This window comes from Acinetobacter suaedae, assembly GCF_008630915.1.
Taxonomy (GTDB): Bacteria; Pseudomonadota; Gammaproteobacteria; order Pseudomonadales; family Moraxellaceae; genus Acinetobacter; species Acinetobacter suaedae.
In genome coordinates this window covers 927,377-946,165 of sequence record NZ_CP043909.1, presented here as the reverse complement: position 1 = coordinate 946,165, position 18,789 = coordinate 927,377, and the positions used below count along the sequence as shown (strand labels likewise).

Here is an 18,789-nt window from a genome sequence, read left to right as displayed (position 1 = left end):
GTTCTCGAATTCTTAAAAAAGTTAATCAATCAGCAATTGCTACACTTTCCTGATCCATCGGATATTCAGAAAAAGTTTGAATAAATGCTTTTAAATCTTGGCCATAAACAAAGGCGACCTGAGGATCTGGAAACTGCGCACCTAACATTAATCCAAAGGCTTTTGAAAGGTTTTTAGTCTCACCGAACATCGGTTTACAATAAAGATAATGGTGCGGTTCTATCGGACTTTGGGCAAAAAATTGTTCAAGCTTTTTAACCACCTTGACGTTTTCCCCATCTTCGAGGAGCAAAACGAAAGGCTCTTCATTGTCGTATTGTGGTAAATCATGGATATTTAGCTCTTCAAAAATTTGATTTAAATTATTTTGATTTAATACAAGCTTTAATGTTTTCAAAGGTTGCAACTGCTCTATTTGTACGGCGGGATGTGCAACGCAACAACTACTCACAAACTCAGCTGGTATATAAGTTTTTTTCCCTAACAGGCGCTCATCCAAGATATCTTGATCGATTTCGGAATCCGCTGTGATAATTAAGCTCAGTTCATTTGGTTGTTTCTGAATACGTTCAAATAACTCAACCGTTTGCTGAACAACGGATGTCCCACTAACAAAGTGATACTCGATATGGAATTTCTGGGGAATGATTCCTAAACCATAAAAAAATGCCTGAATGATTTCATTACTACTCAAATCATTCCACGTATGAATCACGTCCTCAGACAGTAAAATATGCAAATTTAACTTATCTAAACGATAAACCCGTTCAACGGGTTTCATTTCTGTTTCGTCACCCTCTGAATGCGTAGGGTCAATCCATGCAGGATGCATACGATATTCATGCAAATTCTGACTTTCATAGAACAGACTAGACTGCTTTAAATGATCAGCGACGGAAGATAAAAGTGATTGGTGAGATTGAAGCTGATGCTGGATCAATGCCATGATTCGCTGCTGCTGAGTCGTGATAAATTGCGCCTCTTCTGAATCATCTTGACTCAATACTTGATCTAAATCTTCAATACGATAGGACAAAACGGGCAATCCAATTACATCTGATAATTTAGAATCTAACTGAGGACTCGCAAGAGATCTAATCCCATCAAGAATTGCATCATTTTCCCCAAGTGCACTATAAGCACCCGCTGCATAAAGATTAAGGGTTAACCAGGTGCTTTCCAGCGGATCAGTCACTTCAGTCAACTCATGCTCTTCACTTTGCTCTGCAGTCAAAGCTTGCTGCTTTTTTTCTTTATGCCTCTGATATAAATGATAAATCAACCACGGCGAAATAAGTACCGTGCTAATCAACAATGGTAAAAAAACAAAATAGTGGAGCAGATCGTTAGCATCAGGTTGAAATTGAGTGTCGCGCCAGAAATAAATCACAACAAAACTGACGATAAAGAAACAACTTAAAAAGAGCAGTAAAAATTTCTTAATCATTATGCTGCCCCTAATAATGCATAACGAGTTTCGGTGTTATGTTGTAATTGTTCAGATGGCATGAGAAATGCCCCTTGCCCAAGACCATTTTCATGCGTCGAATTTAAACTCATCGGCCCAATCTCGCTTTTATCTAAAATCAAACGCACATCAATAAACAAAGTTGGGCTACACCATGTCTGAATTAAATGTTTGAGTTTTTTATTTAAAGGTTGCTCTGGTAAAAAGGCTAAATATTGTGCTCGCTTTAATGGACCAATTTGGATTTCAATTTTTCCATCAATTTGTTGTACCGTATCACCACAAAACGTATTTAACCCCAATAAACTTGGCGTACTTCCACCTAAACTGGTTTTTTGCTCATCCCCCAGCTTAAATTTTTCTTTCACAAATTCTTGAATATGTACTCGTTCATTAAACACACAGGTTAATACTGTTTTTAATGCATGAGCAGTATTATTTTGCCCCTGCATTAGCCCCGAAAACTCTGCAAAGTATTCTTCTAAATCCTGTAGTTCATGCTGAGAGCGGATATAGCCATTTAAGGCATGCAGAATATTCAGATAATGATTTTCTGATTCGATTTCATAACGGATTGGCAAATTATAGACCAGACTTGCATCTACATATTTTGCTGTTAAAGCATGATTGAACAGACCAAGAAACTGTTTAACTTCTTGGCGCTGTTGTCTCGGACTTTGTTTCAATTTATTGGTATAAGTATAAGGCAACGCACCTTGAGTACCCGTCAACCCCACCACCAAATTGGTGAGATAAATACGTTCATCCTGATAACTCAACGCTTCAATTTCAGTTGCTGGAAAGCTTAAACTGAATGACGTCTCAAACTTAAAATCCTCTGACCAATCTTTTGGCAAAGAAGAATGAGGAACATGACGCAGTAATCGAGCTGATTGGATAAACTCAAAAGAACCTGCTTGCTGAAAAAGCTGATCAACTACAGAAGCATCTTGCCACCAACGTTCTGAACGCATTGGTATACCTCCTGCTGACTGCTACTATCTTTAACAATGACATCGACAAAGCTATTAATCTGTACTTTAAGGTTAAAAATATGACTTAATAATTGGCTAAAAATATACAGACTATGCCCACGGAATACACTGCTATTCACACTCAATTCAACTTTTACACCTCGAACAAACATGGGAAATGGTTTCACATTAACCAATTTATTGACCGTTGAAAAACTTAAAGTTTTCAACGCATCAATCAATAAAATATTTTCTTTCGAATGCGGTAAGTTATATAAGGCCAATAATTCTTTCACATGACTTAGGGCATCCCCTTTCATTAAAGCTAACGTATTTAAAGATAAATGCGAAATAATCCGCCATTGTTCATTTTTATTCTTATCAAACTCAAAAGGTGATGTTGGACGTTTTAAAATTAAAGCACGTCTCGCCAAACTACTATCATTCAGGTTTAAAATATTGTTACTTTGCCCTAAAGCCTCGTGTGGTAAATCACCATTTGAACACAATAATTTAGTACTAATAAAATCAGATTTTATTTCATAGGGTTTAAGATGTTTAGAAACAATCGAATAGCCCATCTGCATCGCTTGAGTTGCTGACGACTGATAATTTAAGGAATAGAAAAACTGAACTTTATCATTCTGATAATGGCTCATAGCAAAAAAAGGCAAAACTGGAAGATAGCTTTGCTCCTGATTAGTCTTTTCACGCACCATATTCATTTCAATCACAGAATACACTTGATATAGCTCAGGATGATGGGCATCTGTGATCAACGGATACTGTAACTGTGTATGCGTTATTTTTTGTGGCTCTGCTTGTTTTTCAAACAGATTAATCGCAGGCGTGGTAAATAGTTTAAAATTGGCAATATTCAACTCTGAATAATTACGGACAATCGCTTGATCATTCAGGTTTAATTTAAGATGAATGAGTATCTCAAAGCTCTGCTCGTGTTCACGCAGCATCCCCTTAAGTACGCCCAGATCCAAATTAAGATAATTAAACTTCTCTGGAAAACAAAAATATTCCATCAATAAGCGATAGGCATGATGTGTATGCTGATCAACTGGCAATAAGCTTTCTTGTTCACTAAACCCCATCGCTGTAAATGGATTAGCAATTTCCATGGTCCGTTGCCCAATACGAACAGCAAAACCTGTTTCTTTTTTAAAAATGCTATCCAAAACTTGTAATGGAAAATTTGAAATCGCATCCAAATAAATAGGTAACTTTTCTTCTAGTACCCAATGCGCATCATTAAAGATTTCAAACTTCAAACTTAAAGTTGCATTTTGATTCAAATGCATATGCGTACTAGGTGAAGTTTGAAAATCCAAACCAGTTAAAGCAAGTGGTAATAATCGAACCTCATTGGTAGTATTAAACTCACATTGCACCCCTTTAAAACTGCGTGAACGCAATGCTGTTTTTTGCGGGATTCTATGTACTTCGGTTAACTGTTTAACTTTATTAATATCTTCAAAGCTAACCACGGTACATGCAGGGAAATGTCTCAAATACTGAGGAAACATCACCTCAAATAGGGAATGGGTAAAGACATCATAACTATCAGCAAGTTTTTTATCGATACGTGCAGCAATCAATGAAAAGGCTTGTATTAATCTCTCAATATGAGGATCATCGATTTGTTCTTGATTCAGCGATAAACGTTGCGCAATCTTAGGATACTTCTGTGCGAACTCTCTAGATTGTTGACCGAATTCTTGTAATTCTTTTTCATAATACGGTAGAAGTTGTTCTATCACAGTTCTCTCACACTAGGCTCTGGCAGAAATAACATATTGTTGTGTTGTAGGTTTGAGTAAAGCATCAAAGAAAACAGGTTCATACAAAGGATGAATATTCAAATAAGCTTGAATACTTAAACACAACGCCCCCATATTATGTCCATCCAATAGCATCTCAACTTTAATCTGCCTCAATCGCGGCTCATGTGCTGCAATCGATTGCTCAATTGACTGACAAATTTTGTCTCGATCCAAAGGGTTTGCAGTGGAAAGCCCTACAAAATCAATAATCCCAAACTGTAAAATTGATTTTTGTGCGAGCGGGTATTCACTCATATCCACATCAAACTGTGCAATTCGACTATTGAGGAGATCTTCCAAATCACGAGCAACAGACTCCCGTAATTGCTGAATTGACAACCCTCTTAAATAATCTTCATGCTCAGGCAATAAGCGATCAAATAATGTTGACCTAAACCCGTATGGATATAAATGATCTAAATTCATGATGATAAAACAGAAAAGTAAGAGGAATAGAGGCTAATAAACCATTAGCCTCTATAGAAAAATCACAATTCCAATTACGCAGCGTAAGAAGCTGTGTTGTTAGATAGTGACCATTTCTTAGTAACAGCACCTTTCGCAGTACCGTTAATATCTTGTTGGTTATAAGTCCACTCAACTGCAGCATATTTCAAGCCGAACTGCTCAGTTGGAACACCTTCTTCATTTACAACAGGAGTCACACTTGATACAAGAACGTGCTTCAATTTGATTTGCAAGTACTTGATACGCTTGTCACCGTTTGCACGATAAAAATCGATCTGTACTTCATCAAATGTATAACCTGCTGAACAAGCTTCCCAAAGTTTTGGACTAGTAGCATCCAAATCTTTAACGAAAATCATATCATCATGTTCAACACGCTCAGCTGTATGACCCCCTACGCTGCTTGAGGTCGCAGATTTAGGTTGACGGATTTTATGAGACCAAGAGTTAACTTCAAGCCAACCTTTGTGCTCTGAATCGCGAGATTCTCCATCTACCTTGTATTTGCCACGAAACTCAACGTATATGTCTTTCATTTAAAAATTACCTCTGTTTATTTAAAGTTATTATCTAGCTGATCTCATTGTTTAATTTGAGGACTGCGGAAGTTCAGTCACGAGTCGTAAGGAAACAGACAACTCATCCAGCTGGAAATGTGGTCTTAAAAAGACCACTGATTTGTAGTGACCCGGCTGAGCAGGATCTTCTACAACTTTTACTGATGCTTCACGAAGCGGATATTGTGCTTTCGCTTCTTGTGATGCACCATCATCAAGCAAGACATATTGAGAAAGCCATTCATTTAAAAAGGCTTCAACATTGCCTGCTGATGCAAAGCTTCCCACCTTATCTCGCATCATTGCTTTTAGGTAATGTGCGATACGAGAGACAGCCATGATGTACTGGATCTGACTTGACAATGCTGAATTGGCATTAGCAGTATCACTATCATATTTCTTCGGTTTTTGAGTAGATTGCGCGCCAAAGAAAGCCGCATAGTCGGTATTTTTACAGTGCACCAAAGGAATAAAACCAAGATCACTTAACTCTTTTTCACGACGGTCAGTAATCGCAATTTCAGTTGGACACTTAAATACAACTTCGCCATCCGATGTCTTAAAGGTATGAACAGGCAAGCCCTCAACTAAACCACCACCTTCTACACCACGAATAGCCGCACACCAACCATGCGCATCAAAGGCATTGGTCAAACGTGTACCAAAAGCATAAGCTGCATTCATCCACAGGTAATCATTATGATCTTCGCCAGTTACTGCTTCGATAAAGTTAAAACCTTCTGTCGCTGTCCCCTCTTTTGGATGATATGGTAAACGACCAAGTACATGCGGCATGGTGAGTGCAACATAACGAGAGTCTTCACTATCACGGAAAGAGCGCCATTGGACGTATTCAGCAGTTTCAAAGATTTTTGAAACATCGCGCGGACGATCAATATCAGTGAATGACTCCAGCCCTAAGATGCTTGGACTGGCAGCGGAAATAAATGGGGCGTGAGCCGCAGCAGCTACATGTGAAATCTGCTCTAACAAATACATATCTGATGGTGTGCGATCAAACTCAAAGTCACCAATTAATGCAGCATAAGGTGCGCCACCGAATGAACCATATTCTTCTTCATAAATCTTTTTAAAGAGCGTGCTTTGATCAAAGTCCGTTGCTCCTTGAAAATCTTTAACCAACTCTTTTTTGGTCGTATTTAACATACGAATCTTAATCATTGAGTTAGAAGGTGTTTCTTGGCAGAAATAGTAAAGACCACGCCAAGTTGACTCAATCTTCTGGAACTGCTCATGATGCATAATTTCACTAAGTTGCTTAGAAATTAAAGCATCAATCTCTGCGATACGCTTATCAATCGATAGAGTCATATTTTCAGAAACAGTAATTGTTCCTGCCATCACTTCTTTCGCCAACTCGCCAATCAAGCTTTTTGCACGCACATGCTCATCATCATTACGTGCAATACGACTTTGCTCAACAATTGAATCAAGCAAGTTAGCAGATTCTGTTTCTACATTTGATGCAGTTGCAGCTTGTAAATTACTCATTTTCTGCCTCCGCGCTTAATTGACGTACTTGATCAGTGTTTTTAAGCACCTCATCCAACAAATCTTCTAAACGCTCACTATTGGAAATTTTATTACGAAGATCTGTTAAACGCTCACGCGCCTCAACCAATTTACGTAAAGGATCAACTTGTTGTACGACTTGCTCAGGTCTAAAATCTTCCATTGAGTTGAAAGTCAAATCAACAGACATACGTCCCCCCTCTTCGGTCAACGTATTGTCTACCTGAAACGCTGCTCTTGGCGCTAAAGATTCCATCACCTCATCAATGTTGTCCAAATCAACATTAATAAATTTCTTATCTTTTAATTTAGTCTTTTCAAGCTCAGATGCTGCCGAAAAATCCCCCATCACCCCAACAACAAAAGGTAATTCTTTCGACTCTTTCCCATCTCCAACTTCAACATCATAAGTTAGCTGCACGCGAGGTGGACGAATGCGTTGTAACTTCTTCTGTACGCTTTCTCTTTTAGCCATAATGTTCTACCCTTGATTACTTTTTCAACGAAGCAAATGGATTCGTACCTGTTGGTCGAACAGCACTTGGCGTTGTTGTGGTTGTTGGACGATTTGCTGGTGCAGTTGTCTGTGTTGCTGTATTACGTGGTGGTGCAGTACGAGTTCTTGCTTGGCTCACTGTACGACGATTCGCAGTACTTGTACTTCTAACCTCTTTTTTAGGTGCTTCTTCTACAACCTTTTTTGCAGCGATTACTGAAGCTGGCATCGCCATACGAATATTTTCACTTAACTCTTTAGCTGGTGGATAGGTTAGATCTTTACTTAAATAACGTACTTCTTGGGAGCGCATTTGTTGCAATGCATTATTCGCCATTTCTACGCTAGCCAAAAAAGTAACATCTGTTAATAATGCACCCTGAACATTTTTCTCATTGAGCTGATTGGCAAGTGTCAAAGCTTTCATTGGCTGCTTTAACTCATACATACGCTTTGCTGCTTGAGCGAGTAAATCATTTACTTGACTCGCATTCGACTTATCACAAACTTGTTGATAAATTTGAAGCAACTCTTGATCAGTTTGTCCTTCCACTAAGGGATTCTGTTTAATACATTTTCTTTTTAATTTAATCGGCTTAACTGGCTTAGTTTTTTTATCAGTCAGGTTTGTCTCTTGATCAACTTGTTTAGATTCCTGATCAGCCAATTTTGCATCTTGCTCTTCTGCATAAGCAAAACCACTTATTGCTACACAAAGAATTGATACTACAATAGCTTTTTTCAAAATATGCCTCGTCATTATTTAACTTATTTAATTGATAGAGTCGACAATTATTGTTAAAAAACCCTCTCACTCATCAATTTTACGTACGTAGAATATTGTCGCGAATTTAACAAAAAAACGACATAGAAAGTCAATACTATTTACGTTTTATAACATATACAATTTAATTTGATTATATTATGCAATTATTTTTTTATGAATAGACAGAATTTTTTTGTTTAAAAGTAACAATTTTTATTGTAGAATAATCTGTACACTCAAATAGTGTTTAGTTAAGTTTTTGATTTTATTCAGAAAATATATTTTAGATATAACAACAATATCAAGTCAAAACTTACTTAGCTGGGCTTGGTATTCAAAATTATTGTGAGTAATAAATGAGTAATTTAAAAGTTTTAATCACAAAACTGTCATCTCCTACTCGTTCCGCATTAGAAAAATCTGCAAATTATTGCATTAACCAATTGAATTATGAAATTGAAATTGAGCATTTATTTGTAGAGTTATTAAATCAAACACCTGCAAATGATTTACAAGTTTTATTAAAAAAAAATAATATCTCTGATGAAGCTTTAATTCACGATTTAAAAGAAACAATTGCTTCATTACCTAAAGGAAATACCCGTACACCAATTTTTGCAAAATCAATTGTAAAATTATTTGAACAAGCTTGGTTATTAGCATCTGCGGAACAAACACCTGTTATTCGTAGTAGCCATTTAATCATTGCTTTATTGACTGAACCAGATCTACAACAAATTGCCTTTAGAGCATCTAGTTTATTTGAGTTATTCCCAATCGATACAATGAAACATAAGTTTTTAGACTTATGTGGAAATAGTAGTGAACATACACCCGTTGAAAATAATAAAACTGATGAGAGTGCTCAACCAGTAGAAACCTCTTCAGCAATACCAGCAAAAACACCTGCTTTAGATCAGTACACAATTAACTTAACTACGAAAGCACAAAATGGACAAATAGATCCTGTTATTGGACGTGAGTTTGAAATACGTTTAATGCTTGATATTTTAATGCGTCGCCGCCAAAACAATCCAATTTTGACAGGTGAGCCTGGTGTCGGTAAAACAGCAGTCGTAGAAGGTTTAGCTTTAAAAATTGCACAAGGCTTAGTCCCTGAAGCTTTACAGAATGTACAGCTTCATGTGTTAGATATGGGCTTATTACAGGCTGGTGCAAGCGTCAAGGGTGAATTTGAAAATCGCTTGAAGCAAGTTATTCAAGAAGTTCAAGCCTCAACCCACCCTATTATTTTATTTATTGATGAAGCACATACATTGATTGGTGCTGGTGGTCAAGCTGGACAAAATGATGCAGCCAATCTGCTCAAGCCAGCATTGGCACGTGGTGAATTAAGAACTATTGCAGCAACTACATGGGCTGAATATAAGCAATATTTTGAAAAAGATGCCGCTCTGAGTCGTCGTTTCCAAGTGGTCAAAGTTGAAGAGCCAACTGAAGAAGTTGCGATCGACATGTTACGTGCCATGATTCCTGTCATGCAAAATCATTTTAATTTAAATATTGATGATCAGGCGATTATTACTGCTGTTCAAGCTTCTCATCGTTACATTAGTGGCCGCCAATTACCAGACAAGGCAGTAAGCGTATTAGATACAGCTTCAGCACGAGTAGCACTCACCCAAAATGCACAACCTGTTATCCTAGATCAGCTCAAGGCTCAACATCATAACTTAAAACTTGAACTGCAAATTATTACCCAAGAGCATCAACAATTCCCAATCCATCACGAGCGTTTAGAAGCACTCGATCAAGAACTTTCAAGATTAGAAACCGAAATTCTTGAAATAGAAACGCGCTGGAAGCAAGAGCTTGATTTAGTTAAACAAATCCAACAGCTCAATCAGCAAGAAGAACAACCTGAACTGAAACAAAAAATTTCTGATCTAAGAACTGAACTCGCTCAATTACAAGGGCAAAATCCTTTAGTTTTTGAGCGTGTAACACCTCAAATTGTGAATGAAATCATTTCTGACTGGACCGGTATCCCTGTTGGGAATATGGTCAATGATGAAATCAAACAAATTTTAACGCTTGAAGATAAGCTTGCAGAACGTGTAATGGGTCAGGATTACGCCCTTCACCAATTAGTTCAGGGTATTAAAACCTCTAAGGCAAAATTGGAAGACCCGAACAAACCTCAAGGCGTATTTATGCTGGTTGGACCAAGCGGTGTTGGCAAAACTGAAACTGCTCTTGCATTAGCCAATGAACTTTATGGCGGTGAACAGCACTTAATCACAATTAATATGTCTGAATACCAAGAAGCTCATACCGTTTCATCTTTAAAAGGTGCACCTCCTGGTTATGTTGGTTATGGCCAAGGTGGCGTTCTAACAGAAGCTGTACGTCGTAATCCATATAGTGTTGTCTTGCTGGATGAAATCGAGAAAGCGCACAGTGATGTACAAGAATTATTTTATCAAGTATTTGACAAAGGCACGCTTGAAGATGGCGAAGGTCGTGTGATTGATTTTAAAAACACAACGATTTTACTGACCTCTAATACTGGTTCCAGCGCAATTATGCAAGCATGTTTAAACCAACCAGTTGAAGAATGGCCAACGGCCGAGGCATTGCTTGATCATTTAAAACCAAGTCTCTATAAACAGTTCAAACCTGCTTTCATTGGTCGTATGCGAGTTGTTCCATACTTCCCATTGCATGACGAACTCCTCGTCAGAATCATTAAGCATAAACTTGGGAAAATTGTTGCTCGAATCGAAAAACAATATGCCACAAAAGTTGAGTATTCTGATGATCTTGTAGAGTTGTTATTAAATCGCTGTACAGAAGTTGATAGCGGTGCACGAAACGTAGACAATATTTTGAACTCAACTGTTTTACCATCACTAGCAACCGAAATTTTAGTTGCGCTAGCTGATCACAAACTGCCGAAATTAATCGTTATTGATACTAAAGATGATGATATTAGCTATCAATTAGATCCTGTTGCAAAAGGAACTAGAAAACGTTCGAGTAAAAAACCTAAAGCTGATGTTTAATATTTTTAAGATTGAGCCTTAATTGTTATGAATATGGACATATCCTCATTATTGACACCAATTCATGAACAGTCACCTTGTGGTGAAGATTATTCTTTTTCAAATGAGTTCCACACGATAAAAAAAGCGAGAACTCAAGATGATCTTTTACTCGATCAAGGTGATTGGGTCACTGAGCCTAAACAGGCAGATTGGGATTATGTCGCTTCGACCTCCATCGATTTACTTCAATACAAAAGTAAAGACATACGATTACTGACATGGCTTTCAGAAGCTTGGTCCAATCTCTATGGCTTTGAGGGTATTGCAAAAAGCCTTGAGTTAAGTCATCGCCTACTTGAACAATATTGGTTAACATTACACCCTGAAGTTGAGGATGATGATTTAGACCAACGCATTGGTTTGCTGCAAGGTTTGATCAATCAGCTACCACAGCTGATTAAAAAAGTACCATTAATCAATACTACACCTTTTTATCATTTATTAGATTATGACAATTTTCTCTATCATGAAAATATACGTCGTAAACAAAGCGATGATTATGAAAGCTCAAACAGTAATAATGAGCTTGAGCAGTTTGAACAAGCTTTATTAAATACAGATAAAGCATTTCAATATCAGAATTATCAATATTTTAATGAAATTTTACAGCAATGGTCAGTACTTAAAAATGTGCTAGATGGTTTATTAGGTTTGGATTCACCAAGTTTTGCAGCTATTGATTCCAGCTTGGACAGTATTCATCAAACACTGAAAAAGATATACAAAACTGAATATTTCGGCCAATCCACTCAACAACAAAATGCTGAAATTGAAACTCAAGACGCGCCAATTGAAAAATCAGCGATATCCCAAACTGCAACGGTGCATAATGCCATGTCTTTTCAACCTCAAGTTCAGTCTCATATTGAAAATCGTGAACAAGCCATGCGCGTTTTGCAAGAAATTGCAACTTATTTCCAAAAAAATGAACCACATAGCCCTGTCAGCTATATGCTTCAAAAAACCATAAAATGGAGTCAAATGCCTTTGCATGAATGGCTAGGTCAGGTCATCAAAGATGAGCATCCATTACAAATGGTACAAGATATGCTCGGTGTTCAACCCAAGAATGAATATGAATAATTACTGGTAAATTGATATGTTTAAAGCAGAAAAAGTTCTTTGGGGTGAGGGTCTATTTTTACGTCCGCAACACTTCCAAATCCAAGATACCTATCATGAACAACGCTTAAATCACACAATCCGTGCACTCGTCCCTTATGCTTATGGTGTACAAAAACTTAAATTCGATCAGGTCCAACTTTCAACTCATATTTTAGCTTTAGAAGAAGTTGAGATCATTTGGCAAGATGGTGAAATATATCACGCACCTGCACAAGACTTACTCCCTGAACCATTATTATTAGATGATCTCAACCTAAAAGGTGAGATGATTGTTTATTTAGCATTACCAATTCTTCAAGCAAACAAAAAAAACATTGCAGATGATAAAGGCTCACTTTCTAGCCGCTATCATAATTATCTCTCAGAAACTCATGATTTATTTACCGATGCTAGTCCTGCGGATCTTAGCCTATTACGCCGCCGCGCTGAATTCAAATTACTTGAACAGCACATTCAGCCAAGTCAAACTTTAGATGGTTTCTTATACTTACCAATTGCCAAAATAAAACGTCAAAGTTCTGGTACTTTTGAGCTGGATCCTAAGTTTATTCCTCCTATTTTACATGTTGCAGCCTCAGATGCCTTGACCAGTAATCTCAAGCGTACACTGAATGTGATTAAAGCAAAGATAAAAACGATTCAGAGTAACAACCGAGAAAATGAGCAGAAACTCATTGAGTTTCGTTCTGGTGATATCGTTTCTTTCTGGTTAATAAATGCATTAAATACAGCTTATGCTGGATTAAATCATCTGTTTCAGTATCCTCAAATTCACCCAGAACGTCTATTTTCGGAATTATTACGCTTAGCAGGATCCCTGCTGACGTTCTCCAGCAATTATGATGTTGACCATTTACCACATTATAAACATCATCAACTGCAAGATAGCTTTCAGCAACTCGATGTAATTTTACGGGATCTATTAGATACCATTATTTCAAGCCGCTATTTCAGCATTGCCTTAAAAGAAACTCGTCCATCTTATTGGGTGGGAAGTCTTGAGTCAGACAAAATTACGCGTGACACTCGTCTTTACATCGCAGTTTCTAGCAGCATGATGCAAACCCATGAACTTATCCAAATCGTGCCGCTACGATTTAAAGTGGGAAGTACGATTGATGTTGAACAACGCGTCGTTGCAGCATTACCAGCGGTACCTATTCATCATTTAATGCAGGTTCCAACGGCAATTCCTGTGCGCTCTGGTGTAAGTTATTTCGAAATTGAGCCACATCATGAGCTCTATCAACAGATGCTTGAATCAGAGTCTATCTGTGTTTACATTCCCGCTGGTTTCCAAGATATCAGTATCGAACTTATTGCTGTAATGAATAGCTAAGAGAAGAATGATGACTCAACATCCGACAGGCATCCCCTCTTTATTTGATGATGGTAAAATTGGTTCTGGCCTACCCACAACTAATCTACCGCAAAATAAGTCCCAAACAACGAATCTCATCGATTTATTACACGACGGATTCTATTTGGTTTTTTTAATTCGTAATCGCTATATTCCTTCTAACCCAAGTGATTTTCGTAGCAAAATTTTGGAGTTATTAAATCGTTTTGAACAGCAAGCAAAACGACTGCAATTTTCAGCAGATGACATCCACGATGCTAAATATGCTTTTTGTGCTTTGATTGATGAAACAATTGCAACACAACAAGACCCTGCTTATTTCAATTTGCAAAATACGTGGTTAATCAGTCCATTACAATTGAGTTTATTTGGTTCGCAATTAGCAGGTTATCGCTTTTTTGAGATTCTCGAGCAATTACGTAGTCGCGGCAAAGATCGTTTAGCAGCATTAGAAGTTTTTCATTACTGTTTACTACTCGGTTTTCAAGGGAAATATCGACTCGAGTCTGTCGAAAGTCTCAACCATTTGGTAGCTCGTGTAGGCGATGAGATTGACTATCTCAAAGGTAAAAAAGCTGCATTTTCACCCTTCGCAGCGATTCCAGATCAAATCAAACATATTATCCACCATGAATTGCCATTTTTTTGGATTTTAATTTTCTTATTGATGTTTGCTGCACTCACCTTTGCTGGGCTGAAATTTATGCTCACTCAACAAAATAAAAGTGCGCTCACACCTTATCAAAATGTAATTTCAGCACCTGCTGAAGAAGCACATATCACAATTCATTTACCGTAGTGGATAACGCATGATTCAGGAAAGACCAACTTCTTTGCGCATATTACAGACGAATAAAAAAAAGAGTTTATCCCCTGTAATTTATGTATTTGTCGGATTTATTTTAGGCATTATTTCTAGCTTATTTATCTTTTTTGTATTGTTCCAAACACAATCCAATACTCTAGCTGAATCACCAGAACAGATAGAAGAGCTTTCAATACAGGCACCCAACACTCAAACTTCCACAGAAAATATAAATAATGTTATTGAGCTAACTCAAAATGAAAATACCGAGTCTGATGAAGACAGTAATTTCGCTCAACCTCAAAGTAGTGATTTAAATAAATTTTTCCAGCACTCAACAACAGCTTCAGCAGATCCGGCACATCGCAGTTCTCCTTTCGCAAATGAATTGAATGGCAATAAACCTGCACCAACAGCAATTGCTAAACCAGCTCAACAAAAAAATATAGCAACAACTGGACCTGATAAAACGAAAAAAGTAGAAGCTGAACCAAAGAAAATAACAACGCCTAAAGAAGCTGAACCAGAGGCGGAAGCACCACAAGCATCAGTACAAATTAATGTGACTCAACGACCATTTACTGTAAATGAACTCAAATAACGAATGATTTGGTTTATTTCGATTAGCTTTTTGCTTGTCATCATTGTATTGACGTTACTGATGTCCTATGAATTACGCTCCAAGTGTATTCATTTATTACGCTCTGTACTTCCACAGAGCAAAAGGAAAATTGCAAATGCCATGCAATTTGCTGAAAACATGCATCAAGCGGCTGCACCTGAAAAGCTGCAATCGCATTGGCATATACAACAATGGTGGATTTTAATCGCCGGATTCTTTTTATTTTCCAGCATTTTAATTTTTGCTTTTACACGACCAATTAATTCAACCCGTATTGAAGCAGAGTATTTAAAACAAACGGACCCTCAAATTTATGCTTTGTTGAATGGTGAGATCCTAAGCCCACCACCCGAAGTTGATGAAACACTTATTCAAGATGCATTAATTGAAGCAACTAGAATCGAACAGGAATATCATGCTCAACATAGTGGTTCGATAGATGCCTCACAAATCGAGAGTCCTGTTGCACATGCACATGGTGCACTTGACAGTAGTCTAGTTGATCGTAAGTGGGACAAGATGAATCCACGCTATAAACAACGTTTACTCATGGTCTTTAAAATTATGAAAGAACAACATGGCTATGAGCTTGTCTTACTCGAAGGCTATCGCAGCCCCGCTCGACAGAATATGCTAGCAGGAAATCCCAATACCACACGTGCGAGAAGTTACCAAAGTTATCATCAATTTGGTTTAGCTGCGGATGTTGCGTTCAAACGTAACGGTAAAGTGGTAATCAGTGAACGTGACCCATGGGCAATGCGAGGCTATGAACTTTACGGTCAAGTAGCTGAATCTGTCGGCTTAACATGGGGCGGACGTTGGAAATCAATCAAAGACTATGGACACACTGAATATCGTATGCCTGGTTTAAAGAAAACCAAAGAAATGGCTGAATTGCTTACTTCAGAAGGTCAACTCAATAACACTATTTCTTAGTGTTTACTTACATTTCAGCCATGACTTGAATCATAGGCTCAAACGATGCAAACAAGGTATGAAACACAGATAACGTGATCTCTTATCAACTTTGATAACACGGCTTGGGGAAGGAATAGCTTGATTTCATCAAGCATAGAAATCAAAAATGGCGTTAAAGAATTTAACCTTTAACGCCACTGAATCCAATCGATTCATTTATATCAGTTTGATGACACAAACCAACCTTGATTATGCAGATTGCTTTGGATGTACCATGTTTTTTACAGCCAAGATATCTACCAAAACTTGATCGGAAATTAAGTTTTCTGCTTTGATTAAAGCCAATACACTTTGCCCTGTTTCATTGGCCTGTTTAGCGATACGTGTCGTTGTTTCATAACCTAGGTACGGATTAAGTGCAGTCACAATCCCAATTGAGTTTTCAACCTGAGATTGGCACAGCTCAGCATTGGCACGAATTGTATCAATACACTTTTGCTGGAACATTTGCATGGCTTTGCCCAACAACTCAATTGATTCAAATAACTTAAATGCAATCAATGGTTCCATCGCATTTAATTGCAATTGACCTGCTTCAGCTGCCAAAGTAATCGCCAAATCGTTAGCAATCACTTGATAACAAACTAAATTCATCGCCTCAGGAATAACAGGGTTCACCTTACCAGGCATAATTGAGCTACCCGGTTGGCGTGGTTCTAAGTAAATCTCACTCAATCCAGCACGTGGGCCACTTGATAATAAACGTAAATCGTTGGCGATTTTGGATAGTTTCGTCGCAGTCCGCTTTAGGAAACTTGAGAGTAAAACAAAGTCACCCATATCAGATGTTGCCTCGATCAAATCAGGTGCGCTGCTAATCTTGCGCTGCGTGATTTCTGATAATGCTTGAATAGCATATTCACGATATTGAACTTCAGTATTAATTCCTGTACCAATCGCAGTACCACCTAAATTCACCACACTCAAGGCATCAGGCATAATACGGTTAAGTTTATCCAGATCACTTTGTAAAGTCGCAGCAAATGCACCGAACTCTTGCCCTAACGTCATTGGCACAGCATCTTGCAACTGTGTACGCCCCATTTTTAAAATATCTGAGAACTCTACAGATTTCGCTTTAAAGCTTCCAATTAAATTCTTAAATGGCGTATTCAACTGTTCAATCGCTGAAATTAAACCAATTTTAATTGCTGTTGGGTAGACATCATTGGTTGATTGAGACATATTCACATCATTATTGGGATGTAAATATTGATATTCACCCTTTGAGTGTCCCAAATACTCTAAACCAACATTAGCAACCACTTCATTTATATTCATATTTGTAGAAGTACCAGCACCACCTTGAATCATATCAACAATAAATTGATCATGATACTGATTATTAATAATTTGTTGGCATGCATATTGAATTGCATTATTCTTGTTATTATCAATTTTGTTTAGTTTAAAATTTGAATGTGCACAAGCTGATTTTACAGTTGCTAATGCTCTAATAAAATGAGGAAACTGACTTAATTTACTTGAACTTAAATTAAAATTTTCAATTGCTCTTAACGTTTGCACACCATAATAGCAACTATCTGGAATTTCCTTTAAGCCCAATAAATCCTTTTCAGTACGCGTGTTAATCTTAATATTCATTTAAATAGACTCTAGATCTCAATAAATTCATATTAGAAGACAGCATCATTTTTTTCTAATGTAAAAAAATATTACTACATGCATTTTTTGCATAATAGATTATAATAGCTTATACGCACATATGAAGGATTGGTTATGACCTTGGAAATTCGATGGATTGAAGATTTACTTGCACTGGAACAGGAAAATTCCATCTCCCAAGCAGCAGAACTACGTCATGTCACCCAATCCGCATTTTCGCGTCGAATTCAAAATATTGAAACAGCATTAGGCTTCCAAATTCTAAAAAGAGATAGCAAAGCTATCGATTTCACTGAGGCCGGACAAATTTTATTAGCATCTGCAAAAAGTATACAGAACCAACTTAACTCAACGATAAGCTACCTAGAAAAAAACATTAAAAACAATGAATTAAATGTTAAGTTTGCTGTATCTCATTCTCTTATCACTCAATTTTTCCCTCGATTTATTCATGATCTATCTCTAAATCTAGAAGACCTTAAATTAGAAATTATTGCCGCAAATTTAAAACAAGGTATGCGTTTACTTACTGATGGATCATGTGATTTCTTAATTTGTTACTGTGATCAAAAAACCTTACAGCAATTGGATACCTCACTTTTCATTTTTCATAAAATTGTGAAAATGGATATTCTCCCTGTAACTGCTGTATATAATAATGAACCTAAATACTCATTTAATCAGCTCTTTCCTTTATTAGCCTATAGCAAACAAGCCTATTTAAGAAAATGTGTAGATGAGGTTATTGAGAATAATTTAAACTATAGAACACTATATGAAACTGATAATGCCAGTGATTTAAAAGAGTTAGTTTTACAAGGTCTAGGTATAGCATGGTTACCTAAATTGCTCGTAGAAAAAGAGCTATCCGAAAATAAACTAAAAGTCATTGATGAACAAATTTTCCATACTTCTCAGGATGTATATATTATAAGAAGAAAAATGATCCTTTCTGAACGGATAAAATACATATGGAATTTATTAACAAATAATGTCCCCCAATAAACTTCTATTTTAAACTATAACTTTAGCATTAATATTTAAAAATAAGATAACGGCTTGCAACTTAAATTGACTTGAATGCAATATCGATATACAAACCGTT

16 protein-coding genes are annotated in these 18,789 nt (G+C 37.1%); 7 read left to right on the top strand and 9 right to left on the bottom strand.

The window, feature by feature from the left end; all coding sequences use genetic code 11:
* Window positions 1-25: 25 nt before the first annotated feature.
* The 8 genes from F2A31_RS04370 to F2A31_RS04335 all read right to left on the bottom strand — a co-directional run bounded on the left by F2A31_RS04370 (window position 26) and on the right by F2A31_RS04335 (window position 8,076).
* Window positions 26-1,447 carry a hypothetical protein gene (locus F2A31_RS04370; RefSeq protein WP_150025355.1) on the bottom strand — a complete coding sequence of 474 codons (1,422 nt, stop codon included), beginning with the start codon at window positions 1,445-1,447 and terminating at the stop codon, window positions 26-28.
* Window positions 1,447-2,442: a type VI secretion system baseplate subunit TssG gene (gene tssG / locus F2A31_RS04365; protein ID WP_150025354.1), complete on the bottom strand. Its 996-nt coding sequence runs from the start codon at window positions 2,440-2,442 to the stop codon at window positions 1,447-1,449. The genes F2A31_RS04370 and tssG overlap by 1 nt, the downstream gene beginning before the upstream one ends.
* The gene (tssF, locus tag F2A31_RS04360; RefSeq protein ID WP_150025353.1) at window positions 2,406-4,214 is read right to left on the bottom strand and encodes a type VI secretion system baseplate subunit TssF; all 1,809 of its coding nucleotides are present in this window, start codon (window positions 4,212-4,214) and stop codon (window positions 2,406-2,408) included. The genes tssG and tssF overlap by 37 nt, the downstream gene beginning before the upstream one ends.
* A 12-nt stretch (window positions 4,215-4,226) precedes the next feature.
* Entirely contained in the window at window positions 4,227-4,703 is a 477-nt protein-coding gene (gene tssE / locus F2A31_RS04355; protein ID WP_150025352.1) for a type VI secretion system baseplate subunit TssE, read from the bottom strand.
* 74 nt (window positions 4,704-4,777) lie between these two features.
* Window positions 4,778-5,281: an Hcp family type VI secretion system effector gene (locus F2A31_RS04350; protein ID WP_109440901.1), complete on the bottom strand. Its 504-nt coding sequence runs from the start codon at window positions 5,279-5,281 to the stop codon at window positions 4,778-4,780.
* A gap of 51 nt (window positions 5,282-5,332) precedes the next feature.
* Window positions 5,333-6,814: a type VI secretion system contractile sheath large subunit gene (gene tssC / locus F2A31_RS04345; protein WP_150025351.1), complete on the bottom strand. Its 1,482-nt coding sequence runs from the start codon at window positions 6,812-6,814 to the stop codon at window positions 5,333-5,335.
* The gene (gene tssB, locus F2A31_RS04340) at window positions 6,807-7,310 is read right to left on the bottom strand and encodes a type VI secretion system contractile sheath small subunit (protein WP_150025350.1); all 504 of its coding nucleotides are present in this window, start codon (window positions 7,308-7,310) and stop codon (window positions 6,807-6,809) included. The genes tssC and tssB overlap by 8 nt, the downstream gene beginning before the upstream one ends.
* A 16-nt stretch (window positions 7,311-7,326) precedes the next feature.
* Window positions 7,327-8,076: a hypothetical protein gene (locus F2A31_RS04335; protein ID WP_407643268.1), complete on the bottom strand. Its 750-nt coding sequence runs from the start codon at window positions 8,074-8,076 to the stop codon at window positions 7,327-7,329.
* A gap of 377 nt (window positions 8,077-8,453) precedes the next feature.
* Here F2A31_RS04335 and tssH point away from each other — a divergent pair, with 377 nt between their 5' ends.
* Genes tssH through F2A31_RS04305 form a run of 6 tightly spaced genes read left to right on the top strand, consistent with a single transcriptional unit; the run spans window position 8,454 to window position 16,016 of the window.
* The gene (gene tssH, locus F2A31_RS04330; RefSeq protein WP_150025348.1) at window positions 8,454-11,123 is read left to right on the top strand and encodes a type VI secretion system ATPase TssH; all 2,670 of its coding nucleotides are present in this window, start codon (window positions 8,454-8,456) and stop codon (window positions 11,121-11,123) included.
* Between the two features lie 27 nt (window positions 11,124-11,150).
* Window positions 11,151-12,248 (top strand): type VI secretion system protein TssA, encoded by a 1,098-nt coding sequence (gene tssA / locus F2A31_RS04325; protein ID WP_150025347.1) that lies wholly within the window; start codon window positions 11,151-11,153, stop codon window positions 12,246-12,248.
* Between the two features lie 16 nt (window positions 12,249-12,264).
* Window positions 12,265-13,629 carry a type VI secretion system baseplate subunit TssK gene (tssK, locus tag F2A31_RS04320; RefSeq protein ID WP_150025346.1) on the top strand — a complete coding sequence of 455 codons (1,365 nt, stop codon included), beginning with the start codon at window positions 12,265-12,267 and terminating at the stop codon, window positions 13,627-13,629.
* A 10-nt stretch (window positions 13,630-13,639) separates the two neighbouring features.
* A complete protein-coding gene (icmH, locus tag F2A31_RS04315; RefSeq protein ID WP_150027665.1) occupies window positions 13,640-14,449 on the top strand; it encodes a type IVB secretion system protein IcmH/DotU in 810 nt (269 codons plus the stop codon).
* A 10-nt stretch (window positions 14,450-14,459) separates the two neighbouring features.
* A complete protein-coding gene (locus F2A31_RS04310) occupies window positions 14,460-15,056 on the top strand; it encodes a hypothetical protein (protein ID WP_150025345.1) in 597 nt (198 codons plus the stop codon).
* A 3-nt stretch (window positions 15,057-15,059) separates the two neighbouring features.
* Complete coding sequence (locus tag F2A31_RS04305; RefSeq protein ID WP_150025344.1) at window positions 15,060-16,016, top strand: M15 family metallopeptidase; 957 nt, start codon at window positions 15,060-15,062, stop codon at window positions 16,014-16,016.
* 231 nt (window positions 16,017-16,247) lie between these two features.
* On the opposite strand, the gene F2A31_RS04300 is transcribed toward F2A31_RS04305, so the two are convergent.
* The gene (locus F2A31_RS04300) at window positions 16,248-17,663 is read right to left on the bottom strand and encodes an aspartate ammonia-lyase (RefSeq protein ID WP_150025343.1); all 1,416 of its coding nucleotides are present in this window, start codon (window positions 17,661-17,663) and stop codon (window positions 16,248-16,250) included.
* Window positions 17,664-17,798: 135 nt separating this feature from the next.
* On the opposite strand from F2A31_RS04300, the gene F2A31_RS04295 reads away from it, so the two are divergent.
* Entirely contained in the window at window positions 17,799-18,689 is an 891-nt protein-coding gene (locus F2A31_RS04295) for a LysR substrate-binding domain-containing protein (RefSeq protein ID WP_150025342.1), read from the top strand.
* Window positions 18,690-18,789 lie beyond the last annotated feature (100 nt).